Here is a 21,282-nt window from a genome sequence, read left to right on the forward strand (position 1 = left end):
CTCGATCGTCCCTCTCGTGCGCTTCGGCCGGTCAGAGGCGCGCGCATGGCTCCGATGTCACCGCCCGTCGGCGATGCGCAGCGCGGTGACGGGTCCATGGATCTGAGGGCTGCTGCCGACAGCGGGGGAGTCAGCGCTCCGGACCCGGGATGGAGGCGGTGGTCATCGCGCCGGCAGCGGCGGTGATGACGGCGTTCATGCTGGCGGCGAGCACGGAGTCGGCTCGTCCGGCGCTCCACCGGGTGGAATTCCGGTGCCGGTACTCGATGAGGGTCAGCGCCCGGCTGCTGCTACCCGCGCCCATGCTGGTCTGGTGCAGGCCGAGCACTTCCATCTCGATGCCGTGCGCGGCCAGGGCCCGGGTGAGCGCCTCGACCGGGCCGACCCCCTCGTGCTCGGTCGTGCTCCGAACCTCGTCGACGCTCAGCTCGATCCGGGTGCGGATGGCGCCCTCGTGCTCGCCGGAATCGTATCCGACGAGCCGCACCCGGGAGTCGCCCGCCGGGTGCAGATAGGCGTGCTCGAAAATGCTCCACAGCTCGGCGGCGGCGACCTCGGCGCCGGTGGTGTCGGTGTGCGCCTGGACGCGGCGGGCGAGATCGATCTGTATGCGGCGGGGCAGTTCGATGCCGTACTCGGTTTCCAGCAGGTAGGCGATGCCGCCCTTGCCGGATTGTGAGTTCACTCGGATCACGGCATCGTAGCTGCGCCCGATGTCGGCGGGGTCGAGCGGCAGGTACGGCAACCGCCACGCGATCTCCGATTCGTGCCGCCCTTCGGCGGCGGCCCGGTCGCGGTGCTCGGCGAAGCCCTTCTTGATCGCGTCCTGGTGTGTTCCGCTGAACGCGGTATGCACCAGGTCGCCGACGTAGGGGTGGCGGGGGTGGACCTCGATGCGGTTGCAGTATTCGACGGTGCGGCGGATCTCGTCGATGTCGGAGAAGTCGATCATCGGATCGATGCCCTGGGCGTGCAGGTTCAGCGCGAGGGTGGCGATGTCGACGTTGCCGGTGCGCTCCCCATTGCCGAAGATGCAGCCCTCGACCCGCTGCGCGCCGGCGAGCACGGCGAGCTCGGCGCAGGCGATGCCCGTACCGCGGTCGTTGTGCGGGTGCACCGACAGGATCACGCCGTCGCGTCGCGCGAGGTTCCGATGCATGACCTCGATCTGGTCGGCGTAGACGTTCGGCGTGGCGACTTCGACGGTCGCCGGCAGGTTGAGAATCACGGGGCGCTCGGGGCAGGCCTGCCACAGCTCGGTCATGGCGTCGCAGATCTCGAGGGCGTAGTCGGGTTCGGTGAGATTGAACACCTCCGGCGAGAACTGGAAGCGCACGTTCGGCAGATCGCCCGCCCAGCGCAGCACGTCGCGGCCGCCGTCGAGGATGAGCCCCTTCAGCGATGCGCGATCCCTGTCGAGCACCGCATCGCGCCAGATGGGGGCCGTGGCCGTGTACATGTGGATCACGACCTCGTTCTCGATGCCCCGGATGGAATCGACGGTGCGCTCGATGAGGTCGCGCCGGGCCGGGGTGAACACGACGATCGTGACGTCGTCGGGTGCAATGCCGCCTTCGGCGATGAGGCGCACGAAGTCGTAGTCCGTCTGGGAGGCCGAGGGGTAGCCGACTTCGATCTCCTTGTATCCCATCGTGACCATCAATTCGAAGAAGCGGTGCTTGCGCGCCGGATCCATCGGTTCGGCGAGCGCCTGGTTGCCGTCGCGCAGATCGACGGGCACCCACAGCGGTGCGGCGGAGAGCCGGCGGTCGGGCCAGCCCCGCGCAGGTTCGGGCCGGGGCACGTCCACTCGCGAGAACACATCGGTATAGCGATGCGAGGGCATCTGGGAGTGCCGTTGGCGGTTCCATATCGGGGCGTCGGCAGGGATCGGGCCTGCCGGGGTGGAGATGCGGGGGAACGCGGTCGTCATGATGGGGCTCCTTCTTCTGAGCGCAGTGCGCTTCGGGGTGAGCGACCGGCATGATTCGGCTCCACGACGGGGAGCCGGTCAGGCTAGGCCCCGCCGTGGCGACGAAGAAGGAGGAGTGCGATCGGGAGCACGTCGCAACTGTAGCACAACTTCTCAGACAAGTAGAGAAGCTATGGAGATCGCATGGCACCGGCCGAGCGCATGCCGCTCGCGGAGCAGAAGGCCGAGATGCTGCTCGAGCGGATCCGCTCGGCGGAGTGCCCGCCCGGCCGACCCCTGAGCAGTCGGGCCGCGTAAGTCGCCGAGACCGGTGCGCCCGGGAGTAGGGAAACCCCGAAGCGCACTCTCGGGCTGTCTCGCTGCCGCGCCTACGGGCGAGCGCATAGCGTAGAAGCATGATCAGCACAGTAGACGGCGCGGCCGCACCCACCGGGGTCGCGCATACGGCACCGCCGCCAGGGATCCCCGAGCAGGCGCAGGCTCCGACCACCGCATCGGACCCGCAGGTCGCACCGTCGCCCGAAGAGGCGCAGGCGTCGACCGGGCAGAGTGCGGCGCCGGCGCAGAAGGCTGCGGCACCGAACGCGCGCGAGGCGCGCCCTCCGCTCCGCATCCTCCTCACCATCCTCCAGCTCGCCGCCTACGGTCTCGTCGGGTTCGCGACGATCGGAATGCTGTTCGGCGTGCTCGGCGCGGGCATCGGGATGCTCTTCCTGCTCGGCCTCGGCCTCGTCGTGCTCGTCGCACTCGTGTACGCGCTCTTCGGCATCGCCTGGTTCGAGAACCGCCGTATCGCCGGCCTCTACGAGTTGCGCGTTCCGGCGCTGCGCCTGCAGCAGCTGCGCGCCCCGGGTTTCAAGGGCTGGCTCGGCGCGATCTGCCGGCAGTCGATCGACGGCGGCATGTGGCGCGCGATCGCGAACTTCGTTGTGGCGAGCGCCTTCGGCGCCGCCGTGCTCGGGCTCGCGCAGTGGTTTGTGCACTCGCTGTTCGCCCTCTTCACCGAGTTCGACGTGTGGTGGCAGCCCGGCATCGTCGGCGGTCTCTTCTCCGCCGCCGGCATCGTGGGCCTCGCCCTGCTGCACCGCATCGTCTCCCTCGCCATCATCGGCTCGGGGGCGAAGGAGGAGGAGCTCGCCGCGCAGGTGCGCACCACGAGCGAGCAGCGCGAGGGCGCCGTGCGCGCCGCCGACCTCGAACGCACCCGCATCGAACGCGACCTCCACGACGGCGTGCAGCCGAGGCTCGTCTCGGTCGGCATGACCCTGGGCCTCGCCCAGCAGAAGATCGACACCGACCCCGAGGCGGCGAAGGCCCTCGTGGCCGAGGCGCACACGTCGACGAAGGCCGCCATCACCGAGCTGCGGCAGCTCGCACGGGGCATCTACGCCTCCGTGCTCGACGACCGCGGCCTCGATGCGGCGCTGTCGGCGCTCGCCGCCCGCTCGCACATCCCCGTCCTGCTCGACGTGCGCCTGCAGTCCCGCTGCAGCCGCGACGCCGAGGCCGCCGTCTACTTCAGCATCGCCGAGTCGCTCACGAACGCCGCGAAGCATTCCCGTGCCAGCGAGTGCCGCGTCGTCGTGCGCACCCGCGACGAAGGCGTACTCTGGGCCCGTATCGAGGACAACGGCATCGGCGGCGCCCACGCGGTGCCGGGCGGCGGCATCGACGGCGTCATGAACCGCGTGCTCGCAGCCGGCGGCACCACCCGTCTCGACAGCCCGCAGGGCGGCCCGACCGCGCTGGAGGTGAGCGTGCCATGCGCATCCTGATCTGCGAGGACTCCGTACTGCTGCGCGAGGGGCTCGTGCGCCTGCTCGAGCACGGCGGCCACGAGGTCGTCGCCACCCTCCCCGACGCGAGCGAGCTCATGCAGCGCGTCTCCGCGACCGACCCCGAGCTCTGCATCCTCGATGTGCGCCTGCCGCCGAGCTACACCGACGAGGGCATCCGCGCCGCGCTCGAACTGCGCCGCACCCGCCCGGGCCTCGCGGTGCTCGTGCTCTCGCAGTACGTCGAGGAGCGCTACGCGAGCGAACTCATCACGGCCCAGGGCGGCGCCTTCGGCTATCTGCTGAAGGATCGCGTCGCCGACGTGGGAGAGTTCATGGAATCCGTGAGCCGCATCGCGGACGGCGCGACCGTGCTCGACTCGGAGGTCGTCGCCCAGCTGCTCGCCCGCCGCGGCCGCGATGACCGCCTGCGCGACCTCACCGATCGCGAGCGCACGGTGCTCGCCGCGCTCGCCGAAGGCCGATCGAACCAGGCGATCGCCGGGCTCCTCTTCCTCTCCGAAGCGAGCGTCGAGAAGCACATCACCGCCATCTTCCAGAAGCTCGGCCTCGAGCCCGATGGCAGCGGCAACCGCCGCGTGCTCGCCGCGATCGCGCACATCGAGAGCACCGGCTCCATCGCGCCGAACGACCGCCCCGGGCAGCAGCCCGCCCAGAACGGACCCCAGACGGGAGCACGACCATGACCACTCCGCAGACGACTCCGACTCCGAGACCCGCCCCGCAGCCCGCATCGGGCAGCACCGCGACGCGGGCCATTCTCATCGCGACCTCGATCGTCGGCGGCCTCGCGCTGCTGACCGCCGGCGCCTCGGCCGCGGCCGCCGCCGTCGCCGAGCGCCAGGTCGCCTGGGGCATCGACGTGCTCCCCGGCATCATCGGCTCGGGCAGCGGCACGGCGGGCATCGGCGACGCCGGCGCGGCCGCGAACTCGTTCCGGGAGGATGCGACCGGGGCGACCGACCTCGAGGTCGACGCCTCGCTGGCGAGCCTCACCATCGCGTTCGCCGCACCCGGCGCCGATGGTTCGGGCGGCGGGGCCCCGACCGACGCCGTGCTCGAGGTCAGCGGGCAGTACGCCACCGACTGGTCGCTCGTGCGCGAGGGCGACTCCCTCGTCGTCACCGGCCCCGAAGGCGATGCCTCGCCCGAGAACGCCTGCCTGCTCGACTGCGGCACGACCGCGACGCTCACGCTGCCGAGCGCCGCCGCCGGCGCACTCGCTGCCGATATCTCGTTCGACCGCGGCATGCTGCGCCTCGACGGCGACTTCCGCGCGCTCGAAGTCGAAGCCGACGCCGGTGAGATCGCGCTCGCGGGCAGCGCATCGAAGCTCGCCCTCGACTTCGGCACGGGCAAGGCGACCGTCGACCTCGCAGACGTCACGACGGCCTCGATCGACCTCACCACCGGCGAGGCCGAGGTGAACCTCACCGGCGAGCCCCCGAAGGGCGTCGAGGTGGATCTGCGACTCGGCAGTGCGACCGTGACGCTCCCCGACGGCACGTACCGGGTGGAGACGACCGGCAAGATCGGTTCGGTCGACAACGGGCTCACCACGGGCGACGACGCCCAGAGCCTCGTGCGTGTGAACGCCGACCTCGGCGAAGTCGTGCTGCGGGCGCGGTAGTGCGCGCCGGGCGGGAGCACCCCGCCCGGCCACCGTGCCTCATACACTGGGAGGCATGACCGTCTGGCGTGCAGATATCCTCGGCGACGGCTTCGAGTGCGCCGACCTCGACCTGGGCGAGGACGCGGAGGGACCCCTCGTCGCGACGCTCGTGCGCTCGCTCCCCGCACCGCGCTCGTTCTCCGACCGGGTGCTGCGCCGCCACCGCGCGTTCGAAGACGTGGACGTGCTGTACGTGCACGGCTGGTCCGACTACTTCTTCCAGCGCGACCTCGCGCGGTTCTGGACCGATCGCGGCGCCCGGTTTTACGCTCTCGACCTGCGCAAGTACGGGCGCAGTCTGCGCGAGGGCCAGACGGCGGGCTACATCGACGATCTCGACGAGTACGGGGCGGAGATCGAACTCGCGCTCGCCGTGATGGACGAGGGCGATGGAGGCGGGGCCGCGACGGCGCAGCCCCGCCGGCTCGTACTGTTCGGGCACTCGACCGGGGGTCTCGTGCTGAGCCTGTGGGCGGCCGCGCACCCCGGCCGCGCCTCTGCCCTGCTGCTCAACAGCCCCTGGCTGGCGCTGCAGCTCACCGGGGCGGCGCGCCAGCTGCTCGTGCCCATCATCAACCTCAGTGCGCGGCTGAACCCGCGGGAAGCCGGCCCGCAGCTCGACTACGGCTTCTACTCCCGCGCGCAGCGCGAGGTCGGCCCGCACGATGACCTCGCCGGCCTCAACGGCGCATGGCGGCCCGAGCGGGCGCACCCCGTGTTCAGCGGATGGATGCGCGCCATCCTCGCCGGTCAGGCGCGTGTCGACGAGGGCCTCGGCATCGACGCGCCGATTCTGACCCTGCTCTCCGAACGCTCCGCGATACCGTTGCGCTGGAGCGACGAACTGACGCGCGCGGACACCGTGCTCGATGTCGCGGAAGTCGCGCGGGCGGCGCTGCGGCTCGGGCCGTCGCTCGCGGTCGAACGGATCGACGGCGCGCTGCACGACGTCTTCCTCTCGGCGCCCGACGCGCGGGCCGAGGCGTATCGGCGCCTCGACCGGTGGCTGACCGGCTGGGCGGCGGTGCACACGCGCTAGGCTCGTACCATGGATCTTCGAGTCGCGGCCTACGCAGTGGTGGAACGCCGCGGCAAGATTCTGCTCACCCACTGGCGCCGCGGCCACCTGCACGGTTGGACGCTGCCGGGCGGCGGCCTCGAAAGCGGGGAGGACCCCCGCGCAGCGGTCGTGCGCGAAGTGATGGAGGAGACGGGTCTCGAAGCGAAGATCGGCAAGCTGCTCGGCGTCGACTCGCGGGTCATGGTGCGCGAAGACGTGCCGGAGGGCACCGACCCCGAACTGCACACGATCAGGATCGTCTACCGCGCGACGGTGAAGGACGGCCCGCTGCGCAACGAGGTCGGCGGCTCATCGGATGAGGCCCGCTGGGTGCCGCTGCGCGAGGTGCGCGGGCTGCGCACCCTGTCGCTCGTGCAGACCGGCATGCGCATGGCAGGGATCGGGCGGCGCCCGCAGAACCGGCAGGGCGGCAAGCCCGCCGGCTCGAAGTCGCAACCCGGCAAGACGCCCCAGAGAACGAACAAGCCGAAGAAGTAGCTGCGCGCTGCTTCTCCGGCTCGTTCGTCGACCCCGTAACGGGTCGGCTATTCGCTCTCGGGAGCGATCCAGAGCTCGTCGTCGGTGCGGAACGCCTGCCAGATGGCGTAGCCGACGCCGACCGCGGCGGTGAGGCCCAGGCCGAGGGCGATGAGACCGCCCGCGCGGCGCTTCTTCTCGGGCTTCAGGTAGCCCGAGCGTTCGCCGAAGCCGCGCACCTGCGAGGCGGCGGCCGGGCTCTCGAGCTCGTCGAGGGTGCGGATCGTGCGGGCGAGAGCCGCGGCCACGAACGGCGTCGTCACGCGACGCACGGTGTCGGCGGTGCGACGGGCCGATGCGACGCCGCGGTCGATGGTCGGGCGCACCGCCTCGAGGGTCTCGTCGACGCGGGGTGCGAGGTGCTCGTCGCTGAGCTTCTTCGCCTGACGGCCGGCTTCGTTCAGCACTTCGCCGGCGTGCCCGAGCACGAGGCGCTGGTGGTCGAGCAGCTCCTGCGCCTCCCCGCGCAGGCGGCGGAGTTCGCGGCGGCGTTTGCGCGACAGGTTCATGGGTGTCCTCCTATGCACGGTGATACATGTCACTGTTCCTCTCCACGCTACACCGAACGAACCCTGAATAACGGGTCTGCGTCGGCAAGTGCCCGCCGCATACACTGGTTCCATGGCAATTCACACCTCTGTTGCAACCATCCACACGAACCACGGCGACATCGTCGTCAACCTCTTCGGCGACCACGCGCCGAAGACGGTGAAGAACTTCGTCGACCTCGCCGAGAAGGACTTCTACAACGACGTCATCTTCCACCGCATCATCAAGGACTTCATGATCCAGGGCGGCGACCCCACCGGCACCGGCACCGGCGGCCCCGGCTACACCTTCGACGACGAGATCCACCCCGAGCTCGTGTTCGACAAGCCCTACCAGCTCGCCATGGCGAACGCCGGCAAGCGCCCCGACCTCACCGGCCGCCTGGCCGGTACGAACGGCTCGCAGTTCTTCATCACGACCATCGCCCCGGCATGGCTCAACGGCAACCACACGATCTTCGGCGAGGTCGCCGATGACGCTTCGAAGCAGGTCGTCGACGCGATCGCGGCCGTGGCCGTGGGCGCGATGGATCGCCCGGTCGAGGACGTCGTCATCACCGGCGTCGACGTCGCCGCGGCCTAGGGATCACGTCGGTGGCGAACGGACCCGCATACGGCGAACGCGTCGAATACGGTGCGGATGACGTCTGCTACCGGCACCCGCGCGTGCACAGCTTCACGCTGTGCCAGCGATGCGGACGCACCGTCTGCCCGGACTGCCAGCAGGTCTCGGCCGTCGGCGTGCTGTGCCCGGACTGCGTGAAGCAGACGCAGCCGGGCACGGCGAGCCGCGCTGCGCGCACTGCCCGGGTGACGGGGCGCCGATTCGCCGCCGCCGAGTATCCGGTGACGTATACGATCATCGCGGTGAACGCGGCCGTGTACGTGCTGCAGCTGCTCGGCCACTGGTTCTTCGGCGACGGCATCACCCGCGCGCTCTGGTACTCGCCGCTCTACTCGATGCCGGGCGTCTTCCTGCCCGAGGGCTTCGGGTTCGAACCGTGGCGCATGCTCACGTCGATGTTCACGCACGACCCGACGTTCATGCTGCACATCCTCTTCAACATGTACGCGCTGTGGCTGTTCGGCCGCAATCTCGAGCACCTGCTCGGACGGGCGCAGTACCTCGTGATGTACCTGTTCGCGGGGCTCGGCGGTTCGCTCTTCGTGATGTTCTGGGTGTACGCGGACCCGACGACGCTCGCGACCCGCACGGTGGGCGCCTCGGGCGCCATCTTCGGCGTGCTCGCCGCGACGGTGGTGGTCTTCCGCAAGGCCAATGTCAACATCACATCGCTGATCGTGCTGCTCGCGATCAACTTCGGTATCGGGCTGTTGCCGGGGACGACGATCTCGTGGCAGGCGCACCTCGGCGGCATGATCGTCGGTGCCCTCACGACGTGGTTGATGTTCGCCCTGCGCGGCCCGCGCCGGAAGACCCTGCGCATCTGCGCGCTCGCCGGCCTCGGCGCGGTGCTCGTCGCGCTGGGCTTCGCCTACTTCGTCGCGCTGCCGCCGGTGTTCGCCTGACGCGTCCCCGTTCGAGCGACCGCCCAGACACTCGAGGGCCCGGCATCATGCCGGGCCCTCGAGTGTTATCCACAGGCTTGTGCACAGTCTGGGGAGAATTACACACGTGTAGTTCGTGACCGGGCGGACAGAGCAATGGCCCGTCGCGGAAGCGCGACGGGCCATTGCTCACCCTGTTGAGGGGCGGCGCTACTTCCACCACGGGGTCATCAGGAAGCCGACGAGCACGAGGCCGAAGCCGACGAAGAGGTTCGCCTGACCGAGCGGCGGCACCGGCAGCTGCATCGTGGTGCTCGTGATGTAGTAGAGCACGATCCAGACGAGGCCGAGCAGCATGAAGCCGAACATGACCGGCTTGAACCATACGGGGTTCGGCGCATCCTTGCGAGCAGCCGCCAGTGCTTCGCGATCCTTCGAGACCTCGGACGACTTGCGCTTGCTCAGATTCTTACCGGTTGCTGCCATGCCCCCGATTCTATCCGGTTCTCCCCGATCCTTGCTGATGGGGCGCCAACCGGCCGGGAGCGGCTTCACGGTTTCGCCCGCGGTCGACCTTCTACAATGAGTGCATGCTTGCCGAACGTCGACGCCGGGCCCGTCTGAGCCCGCTCACCGTCATCGGCGAACTGCTGCTCGTCGCAGGTCTCGGCGTCTTCGGATACATCGTCTGGCAGCCGTGGCACACGGGCCTCGAGGTGACGGCGAAGCAGACCCGGCTCTCCGACGAGCTCTCGGCGGGGTGGGACGCCGCACCGGCACCCGCACCCTACGACGGGGTCGTGCCCGTGACCGCGGTGCCCGCGCCGGCCGAGAGCTTCGCCGTGCTGCGCGTGCCCGCATTCGGCACGACCTACGCGAATGCGGTCGCCGAGACGACCGACTGGTGGACGGTGCTGAACCTCGACGACAAGGGCATCGGACACTACGAGACCACGCAGATGCCCGGCCAGCCCGGCAACTTCGCGCTCGCCGGGCACCGCTCGGGTCCGCTGATCAACTCGTTCCGCGAGATCATGAACCTGCGGGTCGGCGACCCCATGTTCGTCGAGACCGCCGACGGCTGGTACACCTACCGCTTCCGGTCGATCGAGTATGTGCTGCCCGAGGAGACCGACGTGCTGAACCCGTTCCCGCGCCTCGAGGGGCAGCCCGGCGTCGACCAGATCCTGACGCTCACCACCTGCCACCCGAAGCTCGCCGGCAGCGACGAGCGCGCCATCGCCTACTCGGTCCTGGAGGGCTTCCAGCCCCGCGATGCCGGCCCTCCGGCCGAACTGCTCGAGCTCAACCCGACGATGGAAGGCCATCAGGCCCTGAGGGGGGATCAGGAATAGTGTTCGCGATACTCTGGCGGTTCTTCCCCGGCCCCGCATGGCTGCGCGTCATCGTGCTGCTCATCGTCGCGGCCGCCCTCGTCTACGCGCTCATCGCCTACGTATACCCGTGGGTCGCGCTCCAGATGCCTCAGCAGGAAGTGACGGTGGACTCATGACACGGATTCTGGTCATCGACAACTACGACAGCTTCGTCTACACGATCGGCGGCTACCTGCAGCAGCTGGGCGCCTCGACGCGGGTCATCCGCAATGACGACGTCACGGCGGGCGAGCTCGAGCAGCTCGTCGCCGACTACGACGGCGTGCTCATCTCGCCGGGTCCCGGCACCCCGACCGATGCCGGCGTCTCGGTCGCCATGGTCGGCATCGCCCTGCGCACCGGCATTCCGCTGCTCGGCGTCTGCCTCGGGCATCAGGCGATCGCCGAGGCGCTCGGCGCTACCGTCACCCATGCCGACGAGCTGATGCACGGCAAGATCTCGCGCGTGCACCACACCGGAGACGCCTTCTTCGACGACGTCGCCGCCGAGTTCAACGCCACCCGCTATCACTCGCTCGCGGTCGTGCGCGGCACGGTGCCCGAGTCGCTCGTCGTCACGGCAGAGACCGAGCACGGCATCGTCATGGCGCTGCGCCATCGCGAACTGCCGATCTACGGCGTGCAGTACCACCCCGAGTCGGTGCTCACCGAGGGCGGCTACCAGCAGTTCGGCAACTGGCTGCGGGTCGCGGGGCTGCCGAACGCGGCGATGGTCGCGAAGAGCATGTCGCCGCTCATTCAGCGGTAGCAGGCCGCCCCGGCACGAGCGGGGCGATCCCTGCCAGGGATCAGCGAGCCCCGCGACTGCGGGCTATGCCGTGCAGTAGATGAAGTCGACCTTCGAGCCCTGCGGCTGGCGGCCCACGAGCGACTGCGAGTTGATCGGGAACCCGGCCTGCTGCACGCAGTCCTTCGACGGAACCAGGTTCACGTCGAGCCCCCGGCCCTCGACCATGCCCGTGGCGACCTCGAGGGGCTGGCCGACGACGCTCGGAATCTCGACCATGCCGCTCGATACGGTGACCTCGATGGAAGCGCCCGATTCGAGCCGCGTACCGGGCTCGGGGCTGACGCCGAGCACCTTGCTCTCGGTGGCGACCGGATCGTCCTGCTGCGTGATCTGGCCGACGGTGAGACCGAGCTCCTCGACGGCGGTCGTGTACTCCTCGAGGGTCATGCGCGAGAACGCTGGCACCTCGGCCGACTCGGGGCCAGTCGAGACGTAGACGGTGATCTTGTCGCCCGGGCTGAGCACGGTGCCCGCCACCGGGTCGGTCGAGATGACTTTGCCGCCCGGCACCTTCTCGTTCGTCTGCTCGATCGGCAGCGGCACGAGCTCGAGCTGCCTGAGCGCGTCGAGGGCGTCGCTGCGGTTGATGTTCACGAGCTCGGGCACTTCGCGCGAGGAGTTCGGCTGGAACTCCTGCGGGGCGAGCGTCACGAGCCAGAACACGACGGCGACGATGACCGCGCCGACGGTGAGGATAGCGGCCCACGTCCACATGACCGGGGGGCGGCTCTGCGTGCGCGCGGCTCCGCCGGCCTCCGAGAGCTGGCGCAGCGCGAGGTCCGATTCCGATACTTCCTCGCCGCCCGAGAAGAGCACGCCCGTCGACTGCGGCTGCAGCTGCAGGTTCGGCATTTCGCCGTCCGCCGCCATCCGCAGCGCGTCGGCGAACTCCGAGGCCGACTGGAACCGCTTGGAGCGATCCTTCGCCAGGCCGTAGAGCACGACGCGGTCGAGCTCGGGAGTCACTTCGGGGTTGCGTTCGCTCGGGGGCACCGGGCGCTCGCTCACGTGCTGGTAGGCGACCGCGACCGCGGTGTCACCGCGGAAGGGCACATCGCCGCTCAGCAGCTCGAAGAGCAGCACGGCGGTCGAATACAGGTCGGTGCGCGCGTCGATCGACTCGCCCTTCGCCTGCTCGGGCGAGAAGTAGGCGGCGGTGCCGAGGATGGCGGTGGTCTGCTGCAGCGTCGACGAGGTCTCGGAGACGGCACGCGCGATGCCGAAATCCATCACCTTCACCTGACCGCTCTTCGTGATCATGATGTTGGCGGGCTTGATATCGCGGTGCACGATGCCGGCGCGGTGCGAATACTCGAGCGCGGTGAGCACGGAGCTCACGACGCGGCAGGCCTCGGTGATCGAGAGCTTGCCCTCGGCGAGGAGCTGCCGCAGGTTGGTGCCGTCGACGTACTCCATCACGATGAACGGCAGTCGCTTCGGGCCGTCGGCGGTCTGGATGAGGTCGTCGCCCGCGTCGAACACGCGCACGACCGTCGGGTGCGCCATGCGCGAGGCCGATTGGGCCTCCTGGCGGAACCGGGAACGGAAATCCTCGTCGCCTGCGAGGTCGGCCTTCATGACTTTGATGGCGACCTGGCGACCGAGCTTCGTGTCGGTGCCGCGGTAGACAGTGGCCATACCGCCCTGTCCCACGAACTCGCCGATGGCGTAGCGTCCGGCAAGGATGCGCTGTCCGTCGCCTGCAGGCGTTTCGGGCATGTCCACCTCTTCCGTGCTCATAGGTCGTTTCAAGTCTAAAGGGTCGAACCCTGGCGCATTGCCAGCGTGGCCTGCGAGTTACTGGTCGTCGCCGGCACCCGAGCCGGCAGTGCCGTCGCTGCCGCTCGAGCTGCCGCCGTTCGGGTTCGACTGGGCCTCGACCGTGATCGCGGTCGGGGCCGATGCCGGCGAGGTCGCCGTGAACTGGCCATTGGTGCAGTCGAACGTGTAGCTCACGTTGTACGTGCCCGCCGCGCCGAACTTCACGGTCGCGGTGCCGCCGGAGATCGCGCTGACGATGGTGCCGCCGCCCGCATCGAGCACGAAGTTCGTCGGCGAGCCGAGGCCGGCCGGGCAGCTGCCCGAGATGCCCTGCAGCGTGACGTTCTCGTCGACCTTCGCGTTCGCGGGGCTCGCCGACGGCGCCGCGGGCTGCGCGATATCGCCGAACGGCACGCTGTAGGTGAGCGTGATCGTCTGGTTGAACTTGACCTTGGTGCCCGTCGGATTGACCGAGGTGACGACGTTCGCGTGCGCCGCATCGACCGGATCGCCTTCGACGGCGCGCACATCGGTGAAACCCTCGCCCTGCAAGAAGCCGATGGCCTCGTTGATCTCCATGCCGAGCAGCTGGGCCTCGTCGACGACACCGGTCGTGGGCGCGGTCGACGTCGGCTTCTTCGACGTCGTGGTGGTCTTCGACGTGGTGGTCTTCGGCTTCTCGTCGCCCCCCGAGTTCAGCATCGCGAAGGCGGTGCTGCCGCCGATGATCAGCAGCAGCACGGCGAGCGTGATCAGCGGCCAGGTCCAGGGGCTGCGCTTCTTCTTCCCCGGCTCCTCGACGGGCTCCTCGCCGTCGACGAACGCTGCGGTCGCCGCGCCCTGCGAGGCCTGGGCGCCGGGCAGCGCGGTGGTCTGCGGCATGACGGTGGTCTGCGCATCGCCCGCCGTCGTCTGCGGCATGACGGTGGTGGCGGGCGCGGAATCGCCGAGCACCTGCGGCACGTAGCTCGCGGCGAGCTGCACATCGCCGCGGTGCAGCGCCGCAGCGGCCTGCGCGAGCTTGGCCGCAGTCTCCGGGCGTCCCGCCGCATCCTTCGCAAGGCACGCCATCACCAGGTTGCGCACCGGTTCCGGCACGTCGGCGGGCAGCTCGGGCGGGGTGTCGTTGATCTGCGCCATTGCGATGGCCACCTGCGACTCGCCCGTGAAGGGGCGCTTGCCGGCCAGGCACTCGTAGGCGACGATGCCGAGCGAGTAGATGTCGGTCGCGGCGGTCGCGGTGTGGCCGCTCGCCTGCTCGGGCGCGAGGTACTGCACGGTGCCCATCACCTGGCCGGTTGCGGTGAGCGGTACCTGGTCGGCGATGCGGGCGATGCCGAAGTCGGTGATCTTGACTCGGCCCTCGGGCGTGATGAGTAGGTTGCCCGGCTTCACGTCGCGGTGCACGAGGCCGGCGTCGTGCGCGGCCTGCAGCGATGTCGCGGTCTGCGCGACGATGCCGAGCACGCGGTTCGACGGCAGACGGCCCTCGCGCTCGATGATGGCCGACAGCGGCTCGCCCGGAACGAGCTCCATGACGATGTACGCGGAACCCTGCTCTTCGCCGTAGTCGAAGACGTTGGCGATGCCTTCATGGTTCACGAGCGCGGCATGGCGCGCCTCGGCGCGGAACCGCTCCAGGAACCCCGGATCGCCCATGTACTCGTCCTTGAGGATCTTGATGGCGACGGTGCGACCGATGATGCTGTCGCTCGCCTTCCACACCTCGCCCATACCGCCGACGGCGATCCTCGAGCTGAGCTCGTAGCGTCCGCCGAATGTGATCCCTGCCGCTGGCCTCATTCGCTCAACACCGCTTCCATTACTCGTTTTCCGACTGCCGTGGGCAGGTCGTACGACCCGCCCTCAAATCCATATGCCGCGCCGCCGCCGTCTTCGATGACCACTGCGATCGCGACCTTCGGGTCATCGACCGGCGCGAACCCCGTGAACCACAGGGTATACGGTAGGTCATTCCCGTCGGCATCCGTGCCGTTCTCGGCCGTGCCGGTCTTGCCCGCGACGCGCACGCCGTCGATCGCGGCGATGTGCGCGTAGCCGTCGGCCTGGCTCACGCCGGCCTCCATCATGCCCGCGAGCGTGTCGGCCGTCTTCTTCGAGATCGGCTTCGAGAACTCCTCGTCCGCGAACTCCGTCTCGACCCGCAGATCGGGCGTGATGACCTGGTCGACGAGCCGCGGCGTCATGACGGTACCGCCGTTGGCGATGCCCGCCGAGACCATCGCGATCTGCAGCGGGGTCGAACGCACGTCGAGCTGGCCGATCGAGGACAGTGCCACCTGCGCCTGGTCCGAGGGCAGCGGGGCCACGCTCGGGGTGACATCGACAGGGATCGTGAGATCCTGGTCGAAGCCGAAGGCCGTCGCCATCTTCGGCACGGCGTCGCGATCCATGCCCATCGCCATCTCGGCGATCGGGATGTTGCAGGAGTAGACGATCGCCTGCTGCAGCGTCGCCTCGGCGCCCGAGCCGCAGGTGCTGCGGGTCGAGTTCTGCATGACCGCGGTCGACTGCGGCAGGGTGAGCTGGGCGGGGTTCGGGTAGGCGGTGTCGGGCGTCGCCGCGCCGCTCTCGATCGCGGCAGCCGCCGAGACGAGCTTGTAGACCGAGCCCGGGTGGTAGAGATCGCCCGCGATGGTGCGGTTGTCGAGCGGCTTCCCCGGGTCGTCCTCGAGCTGCCGGTAGTTCGTGATGATGTCGGCATCGCTGTTCGACGACAGCAGGTTCGGGTCGAACGAGGGGGTCGAGGCGAGCGCGAGGATGCGGCCGGTCTTCGGTTCGATCGCGACGACCGCGCCCGAGAAGCCGCCCTCGACGAGCGCCGCCGTCGCGGCCTCCTGCGCGGCCGGGTCGATAGTGGTCTCGATCGAGCTGCCCTGCGGCTTGGCGCCGTTCAGGGTGTTCATGATGCGGGTGAAGAACTGCGCGTCGCCCGAACCCGTCAGCTCCTTGTTCATCGCCGCTTCGAGGCCGGTGCGGCCCTGCGTGTTCGAGTAGTAGCCGGTGACCGGGGCGTACAGGGGCCCGTTCGTGTACTGGCGCACGTAGCGGTAGGAATCGCCCGTGGGGGTCGAGAACGCGATCGGGTCGCCGTCGATGAGAATGGAGCCGCGCTCGACCTTGTAGCCGTTCTTGACGGTGCGTCCGTTGAGCTCGTTCGCGCGCAGTTCGTCAGCGTTGACGAACTGGATCATCGTGACCGCGAAGAACAGCGCCAGGAACATCACGAACACCAGGCGGGTGAGCAGCCTCAAGGGTTTGTTCATGCCCGGATCACCAGTTTCGGCCGATTGCGGACGGAGTTCGACAGCAGGAGCAGCAGCGCGATGATGATCCAGTTCGATACGAGCGAGGAGCCGCCGGCCGCGAGGAACGGTGCGGTGAGGCCCGTGAGGGGGATGACGCGGGTGACGCCGCCGACGACGACGAACACTTGCAGGGCGATCGTGAAGGCGAGGCCCGCGGCGAGCAGCTTGCCGAAGTCGTCCTGGCCGGCGAAGCCGATGCGCAGGCCGCGGCCGACGAGCAGCAGGTAGGCGGCGAGGATGATGAACAGCCCGATCAGACCGAGCTCCTCGCCGAGGCTCGGGATGATGTAGTCGCTGAACGACAGCGGCGTATCTGCCGGGTAGCCCTGCCCGAGGCCGGTGCCGGTCATGCCGCCGTTGGCCATGCCGAAGAGGCCCTGGATCATCTGGTGGCTTGCGCCGTAGGGGTCGGAGAACGGGTCGAGCCAGTTCACGAAGCGCCGATTCACGTAGTCGAGGGTCTGGCTCGCGATGAGCCCGCCGGCGATGAAGAGCCCGCCGCCGATGATGATCCACCCGATGCGGGCGGTGGCGAGGTAGAGCATCGTCAGGAACAGGCCGAAGTAGAGCAGCGAGGTGCCGAGGTCGCGCTGGAAGACCAGCACCGACATCGCGGCGAGCCAGAAGACGAGGAGCGGCCCGAGATCCCTGGCGCGCGGGAAGCGGATGCCCAGGAACTTCTTGCCCACCATGGCGAGCGAGTCGCGGTTACGCACGAGATAGCCCGCGAAGAAGATCGCGAGGAAGATCTTCGCGATCTCGCCGGGCTGGAAGGAGAAGTCGCCGATGTGGATCCAAACGCGGGCGCCGCCGATCGTCTTGCCGATGCCGGGGAGCATGGGCAGCAGCAGCAGCACGACCGCCGCGAGGCCCGAGAGGTAGGTGTAGCGGAACAGGATCAGGTGGTTGCGGATGACGAGCAGCACCGCGATCGCTGCGATCACCGCGATGGTCGACCACAGCAGCTGGCGCACCGGGTCGGCATCGGAGTCGTCGAACGAGATGCGATAGATCATGGCGACGCCGATGCAGTTCAGCAGCACCGCGAGGGGCATGATCAGCGGGTCGGCGTCGGGCGCGACCTTGCGCACCGTGAAGTGCAGGGCGAAGACGGCGACGATGTAGAGGATGCCGATCGGCAAGAGCGTCGCGGTCGTGCGCCCGACGAGGGTGAGGTCGATGATGACGACGGCCGCGACGCCGATCGCGAGCGCGAACAGCAGCATCGACGATTCGAGAGCCAGCAGTTTGCGCGGGGCGCGGATCGCCGTGATGCGCTGCAGCACGGTCTCGCTCGTGCGGGTCTTCTCGAAGGTGCGCGGTGCTGCCGCGGCGCCGGCGTCACTCATCGTGCACCCCCAGCCGCAGCACGATGTCGCGGGCCTCGGCGAGCGAGGCCGCGCTCAACGTGCGCTCGACCTGGCGCTGCTCGAGACCGTCGAGCTGCTCGAGCGGGATGTCGGTGTCCTCCGCGACGGAGTGCAGGCTGAACGAACCGATGTCTTGCTGCACGCCCCGGTAGATGATGACGGTGTCGCCGTCGGTGCCGACGAAGTAGCGGGTCTGCGTCCACTGGTAGCCGAAGAGCAGCGCGCCGCCGACGGCGAGGAGCACCGCGAGCACGCCGAGCGCCCACAGCAGGCGGCGGTTGCGATTGCGGCGCCGCGTCTCGGCCATGAGCTCGGCGAGGTACTCGTCGACGCGCGGCTCGAAGTGGCTCTCTTCGACCTGCGGCGGCTTGCGCACCGGCCGACGCCGGCCCATGAGGCGGGTGCGCGCCGTCGTGACCTCGCCGTCGCGGGAGTCGGGGGCGTTCGCGGCCGAACCGGCGAAGCGCTGGTTCGAGGGCCGCAGCTCTTTCGTCTCGAAGGGGTCGGTCGCTGGCTGGGCGACCGTCTCGACGAGCACGACGGTCACGTTGTCGGGCGCGCCGTGCGCGAGGCTCTTGTCGATGAGGTCGTCGACTGCGCCCTGCAGCGAGTGGCGGCGGCGCAGGATCTTCTCGATGTCGGGGTCTTCGACGTAGCCGCAGAGGCCGTCGGAGCAGAGCAGCCAGACGTCGCCGGGCCGCGTGTCGAGCACGTGCGTGTCGACCTTCGGCGAGGCGTCGACATCGCCGAGCACTCGCATCAGCACCGAGCGGCGGGGGTGGGTCTTCGCCTCCTCCTCGGTGATCTTGCCGGTGTCGACGAGGTGCTGCACGAAGGTGTGATCCTGAGTGACCTGGTGCAGCTTGTTGCCGCGCAGCAGGTAGAGCCGCGAGTCGCCGATGTGGGCGAGAGCGAGCTGCTCGCCGACCGTGATGAAGCCGACGAAGGTCGTGCCCATGCCGGCGAGCTCGGGCCGGTCGAGCACGGTGTCGCGCAGGCGCTTGTTCGCCGCGAGCACCTTCGTGCGCAGCTGCTCGGCGGTCTTCGCGGCGTTCTCGGTCGGCGGGACGTCGATATCGGAGATGAACTTCGTGGCGATCGCGGAGGCGACGTCGCCGCCCGCGTGGCCGCCCATGCCGTCGGCGACGAGGAACAGGTGGTCTCCGGCGAAACCGGAATCCTGATTGTTGGATCGCACCATTCCGACATGGGAGCCGATGGCGCTTTCGTAGCCGACGCTCACGCTCAGGGCCTCAGCTCGAACGTGGTCGTGCCGATCGTGACCGGGGTGAACAGAGGCACCGTCTCCGGCTTCGAGATGCGCTGGCCGTTCAAGCGCGTGCCGTTGGTGGAGTCGAGGTCGGTGAGCACCCACTGCTGGCCCGTCTTCATGAGGCGCGCGTGGTAGGTCGAGGTGTATTCGTCGACGATGACGAGTGTGGAGTCGCCGCTGCGGCCGATGGTGACGAGGTCTTCATCGAGGTCGATCGTGGTGCCGGTCGCGACGCCCGAGGTGATGTAGAGGTGGCGCGCGGCTTCACCGGTGCCCGCAGAGGGGAGACTGTTGTCGGCTGCGGGGGCGGCGGCCGGGACGGGGGCGGCCGGCTGCAGCTGTTGCACCGACGGGCCGGCGTCGGTGTTCTTCATGCGGCGCACGGGGGCGCCGAAGAGATCGCTCCGCAACGCGTAGACGATCGCGAAGATGAAGAACCACAGCAGCAGCAGAAAGCCGCTGCGGAGGATGAGCAGGGTGAGTTCGCTCACAGTCCCCTCCAGAAATCTTGATCGATGCCGGGAGCGTCGTTGCCGTCCTTGCCGGCCGAGGGCATCGAGGAGAGCGGTGGGGCGGAGGTCTGCCGGCGCTGGGGCGGCGCGGGGCGCTGCGGCTGCGGGGTGCTCTGCGCGGGCTGCGGCCGCTGGGCCGGCGCCGCGTTCTTGCGGCCGGGCGCCATGTTGAAGCGCAGCGAGGTCTGGCCGATCGTGATGACGGTGCCCGCGACGAGCGCCGCCTCGCGGAACTTCTGCCCATTGATCTTCGACCCGTTGGTCGAGCCGAGGTCGCGCGCGACGCCCGCCGAGCCGTCCCAGATGATCTCGAGGTGCTTGCGCGATGCGGCATTGTCGGTGATGCGCACTCCGCAGTCGCTGCCGCGGCCGATGGTCGTCGTGCCGCGATTCAGTTCGTGGCGTACGCCGTCGACCTCGAGCACGGCCACCCAGTCGACCGAGCCCTCGACGCGCGACGCGTCGATCTCGACGACGCCGGCGGTCAGCGAACCGTCGGCGCGGATCTCGACGTCGGGCTCGCCGAGCAGCTGGTAGTTCTGGCGCTGCGCATGCTTCGAGACGACGCCGCGCAGCTCCTGCTCGAGGGTATCGCCGATGCTGCGCAGGCGGTCGGCCTCGTTCGGGGCCACGCGCACGGTGAAGCGGTTGGGAACGAGTACGCGGTCGCGGTCGACGATGACGGCGCCGATGTCGAGTTCGCGCTTGAGCGCCGAGGCGATCTCGACGGGCTGCACGCCGGAGCGGAACGTGCGGGCGAAGGCGCCGTTCACGGCGCGTTCGAGCCCACGCTCAACGCTGTCCAGAATGCCCACGTACCGCTTCGCTCTCTCTCGGTCTTGCTCTCACTCATTCCTAGCAGGTCGCCCGTGTGGTCCGGGCCTGCCGGAACACAGGTTCGCATCAGTTTAGCCCGCTTTGGTGTGAGCCGATCCAAGCTGCTAAGCTTGCAGAGTTGCCCGAGCGGAAGCCCGGGCGGCGATGCGCGCGAGTGGCGGAATGGCAGACGCGCTGGCTTCAGGTGCCAGTGCCCGCAAGGGCGTGGGGGTTCAAGTCCCCCCTCGCGCACTCAGGGTGTTTCACGAAATGTGAGGCCCCGAGTTCACGAAATTCGAAAGCGGGTCGGATCTCTACGGAGATCCGGCCCGCTTCTTCGTTTTCGGCGGTGCTGGGGGACGGCGTGACGGCCGCTTCTATGTGGAGACGCTCGTATTGACGCTCTCGCTGGAGCACGTGTAGCCCCTTTCGGGGCTCGTATTAACTCAATGTGAAGTTTCGGGTTTAGCTGATTTCTCAGCTGCTGTCGCCCGGCGGTGACCCGGTATCGAGGTCGAGCTCGTACGGGCGTCTCAACGGCTGTCCACTACTGTCCTTGCGCCGGCTTACGCGACGCTTCTTGCCAGACGTCTTGGCTGCGATGGGGACTGCTGCACGATTAGGTGACAGTTCTAGTCACGCCGCCAGTGCGACGGTCGTGTTCATGATGGCCTCGAACTCGACGGGCGTCAAACGCCCCAGCGAGGCCTGCTTGCGGCGTCGGTGATAGGTGCGTTCGATCCAGGTCACGATCGCGATGCGCAGCTGAGCGCGGGTGGCCCAGCGCCGGCGGTTGAGGACGTTCTTCTGCAGCAGGGCGAAGAACGATTCCATGGCCGCGTTGTCTCCGGCCGCGCCGACTCGGCCCATCGATCCGACGAGGCGGTGGTGGGTCAGGGCGCGCAGGAACTTCCGGCTGCGGAACTGGGCGGGTTCAACCGGTCGATGCAACACCGGGTTGTTGGAGCGATTGTAGCTG

The 21,282-nt window shown here is 69.0% G+C and carries 21 protein-coding genes and 1 tRNA gene; 11 read left to right on the forward strand and 11 right to left on the reverse strand.

The features are described 5' to 3' along the window. Positions 1 to 130: 130 nt before the first annotated feature. Positions 131 to 1,933, reverse strand: a complete 1,803-nt coding sequence (locus NHL51_RS13120) for a 2-isopropylmalate synthase (protein WP_434144451.1) — start codon at positions 1,931 to 1,933, stop codon at positions 131 to 133. A gap of 395 nt (positions 1,934 to 2,328) precedes the next feature. On the opposite strand from NHL51_RS13120, the gene NHL51_RS13125 reads away from it, so the two are divergent. Genes NHL51_RS13125 through NHL51_RS13145 form a run of 5 tightly spaced genes read left to right on the forward strand, consistent with a single transcriptional unit; the run spans position 2,329 to position 6,959 of the window. Next, positions 2,329 to 3,708 carry a histidine kinase gene (locus tag NHL51_RS13125; protein WP_434144454.1) on the forward strand — a complete coding sequence of 460 codons (1,380 nt, stop codon included), beginning with the start codon at positions 2,329 to 2,331 and terminating at the stop codon, positions 3,706 to 3,708. Further along, positions 3,696 to 4,415, forward strand: coding sequence for a response regulator transcription factor (locus NHL51_RS13130; protein WP_434144455.1), 720 nt, complete (start codon positions 3,696 to 3,698; stop codon positions 4,413 to 4,415). The genes NHL51_RS13125 and NHL51_RS13130 overlap by 13 nt, the downstream gene beginning before the upstream one ends. After that, complete coding sequence (locus tag NHL51_RS13135; RefSeq protein ID WP_434144457.1) at positions 4,412 to 5,359, forward strand: hypothetical protein; 948 nt, start codon at positions 4,412 to 4,414, stop codon at positions 5,357 to 5,359. The genes NHL51_RS13130 and NHL51_RS13135 overlap by 4 nt, the downstream gene beginning before the upstream one ends. Before the next feature lie 55 nt (positions 5,360 to 5,414). Next, on the forward strand, positions 5,415 to 6,440 hold the full coding sequence (locus NHL51_RS13140; protein WP_434144458.1) for an alpha/beta hydrolase: 1,026 nt from the start codon (positions 5,415 to 5,417) through the stop codon (positions 6,438 to 6,440). A gap of 9 nt (positions 6,441 to 6,449) precedes the next feature. Further along, the gene (locus NHL51_RS13145) at positions 6,450 to 6,959 is read left to right on the forward strand and encodes an NUDIX hydrolase (RefSeq protein WP_434144460.1); all 510 of its coding nucleotides are present in this window, start codon (positions 6,450 to 6,452) and stop codon (positions 6,957 to 6,959) included. Positions 6,960 to 7,006: 47 nt separating this feature from the next. On the opposite strand, the gene NHL51_RS13150 is transcribed toward NHL51_RS13145, so the two are convergent. Then, on the reverse strand, positions 7,007 to 7,507 hold the full coding sequence (locus NHL51_RS13150; RefSeq protein ID WP_434144461.1) for a DNA/RNA helicase: 501 nt from the start codon (positions 7,505 to 7,507) through the stop codon (positions 7,007 to 7,009). A 112-nt stretch (positions 7,508 to 7,619) separates the two neighbouring features. Between NHL51_RS13150 and NHL51_RS13155 the strand changes: the two genes are divergently transcribed. Both NHL51_RS13155 and NHL51_RS13160 read left to right on the forward strand, forming a co-directional pair. Then, entirely contained in the window at positions 7,620 to 8,129 is a 510-nt protein-coding gene (locus NHL51_RS13155; protein ID WP_434144462.1) for a peptidylprolyl isomerase, read from the forward strand. A gap of 11 nt (positions 8,130 to 8,140) precedes the next feature. After that, a complete protein-coding gene (locus tag NHL51_RS13160) occupies positions 8,141 to 9,076 on the forward strand; it encodes a rhomboid family intramembrane serine protease (RefSeq protein ID WP_434144464.1) in 936 nt (311 codons plus the stop codon). Positions 9,077 to 9,265: 189 nt separating this feature from the next. Here the strand turns inward: NHL51_RS13160 and NHL51_RS13165 are convergent, their stop codons facing one another. Further along, positions 9,266 to 9,541, reverse strand: a complete 276-nt coding sequence (locus tag NHL51_RS13165) for a cell division protein CrgA (protein ID WP_434144465.1) — start codon at positions 9,539 to 9,541, stop codon at positions 9,266 to 9,268. A gap of 104 nt (positions 9,542 to 9,645) precedes the next feature. Here NHL51_RS13165 and NHL51_RS13170 point away from each other — a divergent pair, with 104 nt between their 5' ends. From NHL51_RS13170 to NHL51_RS13180, 3 genes are read left to right on the forward strand one after another with little or no spacing between them, the layout of a single operon-like run. After that, positions 9,646 to 10,410, forward strand: coding sequence for a class E sortase (locus NHL51_RS13170; protein ID WP_434144466.1), 765 nt, complete (start codon positions 9,646 to 9,648; stop codon positions 10,408 to 10,410). Next, positions 10,410 to 10,568 (forward strand): hypothetical protein, encoded by a 159-nt coding sequence (locus NHL51_RS13175; RefSeq protein WP_434144467.1) that lies wholly within the window; start codon positions 10,410 to 10,412, stop codon positions 10,566 to 10,568. The genes NHL51_RS13170 and NHL51_RS13175 overlap by 1 nt, the downstream gene beginning before the upstream one ends. Further along, entirely contained in the window at positions 10,565 to 11,200 is a 636-nt protein-coding gene (locus NHL51_RS13180) for an anthranilate synthase component II (protein WP_434144468.1), read from the forward strand. The genes NHL51_RS13175 and NHL51_RS13180 overlap by 4 nt, the downstream gene beginning before the upstream one ends. Positions 11,201 to 11,263: 63 nt before the next feature. Here NHL51_RS13180 and pknB read toward each other — a convergent pair whose 3' ends face one another. From pknB to NHL51_RS13215, 7 genes are read right to left on the reverse strand one after another with little or no spacing between them, the layout of a single operon-like run. Continuing rightward, the gene (gene pknB, locus NHL51_RS13185; RefSeq protein WP_434144469.1) at positions 11,264 to 12,982 is read right to left on the reverse strand and encodes a Stk1 family PASTA domain-containing Ser/Thr kinase; all 1,719 of its coding nucleotides are present in this window, start codon (positions 12,980 to 12,982) and stop codon (positions 11,264 to 11,266) included. Positions 12,983 to 13,039: 57 nt separating this feature from the next. Next, the gene (locus NHL51_RS13190; protein WP_434144471.1) at positions 13,040 to 14,806 is read right to left on the reverse strand and encodes a protein kinase domain-containing protein; all 1,767 of its coding nucleotides are present in this window, start codon (positions 14,804 to 14,806) and stop codon (positions 13,040 to 13,042) included. Beyond that, on the reverse strand, positions 14,803 to 16,290 hold the full coding sequence (locus tag NHL51_RS13195) for a peptidoglycan D,D-transpeptidase FtsI family protein (RefSeq protein ID WP_434144472.1): 1,488 nt from the start codon (positions 16,288 to 16,290) through the stop codon (positions 14,803 to 14,805). The genes NHL51_RS13190 and NHL51_RS13195 overlap by 4 nt, the downstream gene beginning before the upstream one ends. After that, the gene (locus NHL51_RS13200; protein ID WP_434144473.1) at positions 16,287 to 17,681 is read right to left on the reverse strand and encodes an FtsW/RodA/SpoVE family cell cycle protein; all 1,395 of its coding nucleotides are present in this window, start codon (positions 17,679 to 17,681) and stop codon (positions 16,287 to 16,289) included. Before NHL51_RS13200 ends, NHL51_RS13195 begins: the two co-directional genes overlap by 4 nt. Continuing rightward, positions 17,674 to 18,945: a Stp1/IreP family PP2C-type Ser/Thr phosphatase gene (locus NHL51_RS13205; protein ID WP_434144474.1), complete on the reverse strand. Its 1,272-nt coding sequence runs from the start codon at positions 18,943 to 18,945 to the stop codon at positions 17,674 to 17,676. The genes NHL51_RS13200 and NHL51_RS13205 overlap by 8 nt, the downstream gene beginning before the upstream one ends. A gap of 2 nt (positions 18,946 to 18,947) precedes the next feature. Then, positions 18,948 to 19,466, reverse strand: a complete 519-nt coding sequence (locus tag NHL51_RS13210) for an FHA domain-containing protein FhaB/FipA (RefSeq protein ID WP_434144475.1) — start codon at positions 19,464 to 19,466, stop codon at positions 18,948 to 18,950. Beyond that, positions 19,463 to 20,302, reverse strand: a complete 840-nt coding sequence (locus NHL51_RS13215; protein WP_434144476.1) for an FhaA domain-containing protein — start codon at positions 20,300 to 20,302, stop codon at positions 19,463 to 19,465. Before NHL51_RS13215 ends, NHL51_RS13210 begins: the two co-directional genes overlap by 4 nt. Positions 20,303 to 20,472: 170 nt before the next feature. Here NHL51_RS13215 and NHL51_RS13220 point away from each other — a divergent pair. Further along, positions 20,473 to 20,555 (forward strand) — tRNA-Leu (locus NHL51_RS13220). 384 nt (positions 20,556 to 20,939) lie between these two features. Here the strand turns inward: NHL51_RS13220 and NHL51_RS13225 are convergent. Beyond that, the coding region (locus NHL51_RS13225; protein ID WP_434144478.1) for an integrase core domain-containing protein at positions 20,940 to 21,282 on the reverse strand (343 nt) is incomplete at its 5' end.

It is taken from the genome of Leucobacter sp. gxy201, from assembly GCF_051043335.1.
GTDB lineage: Bacteria > Actinomycetota > Actinomycetes > Actinomycetales > Microbacteriaceae > Leucobacter.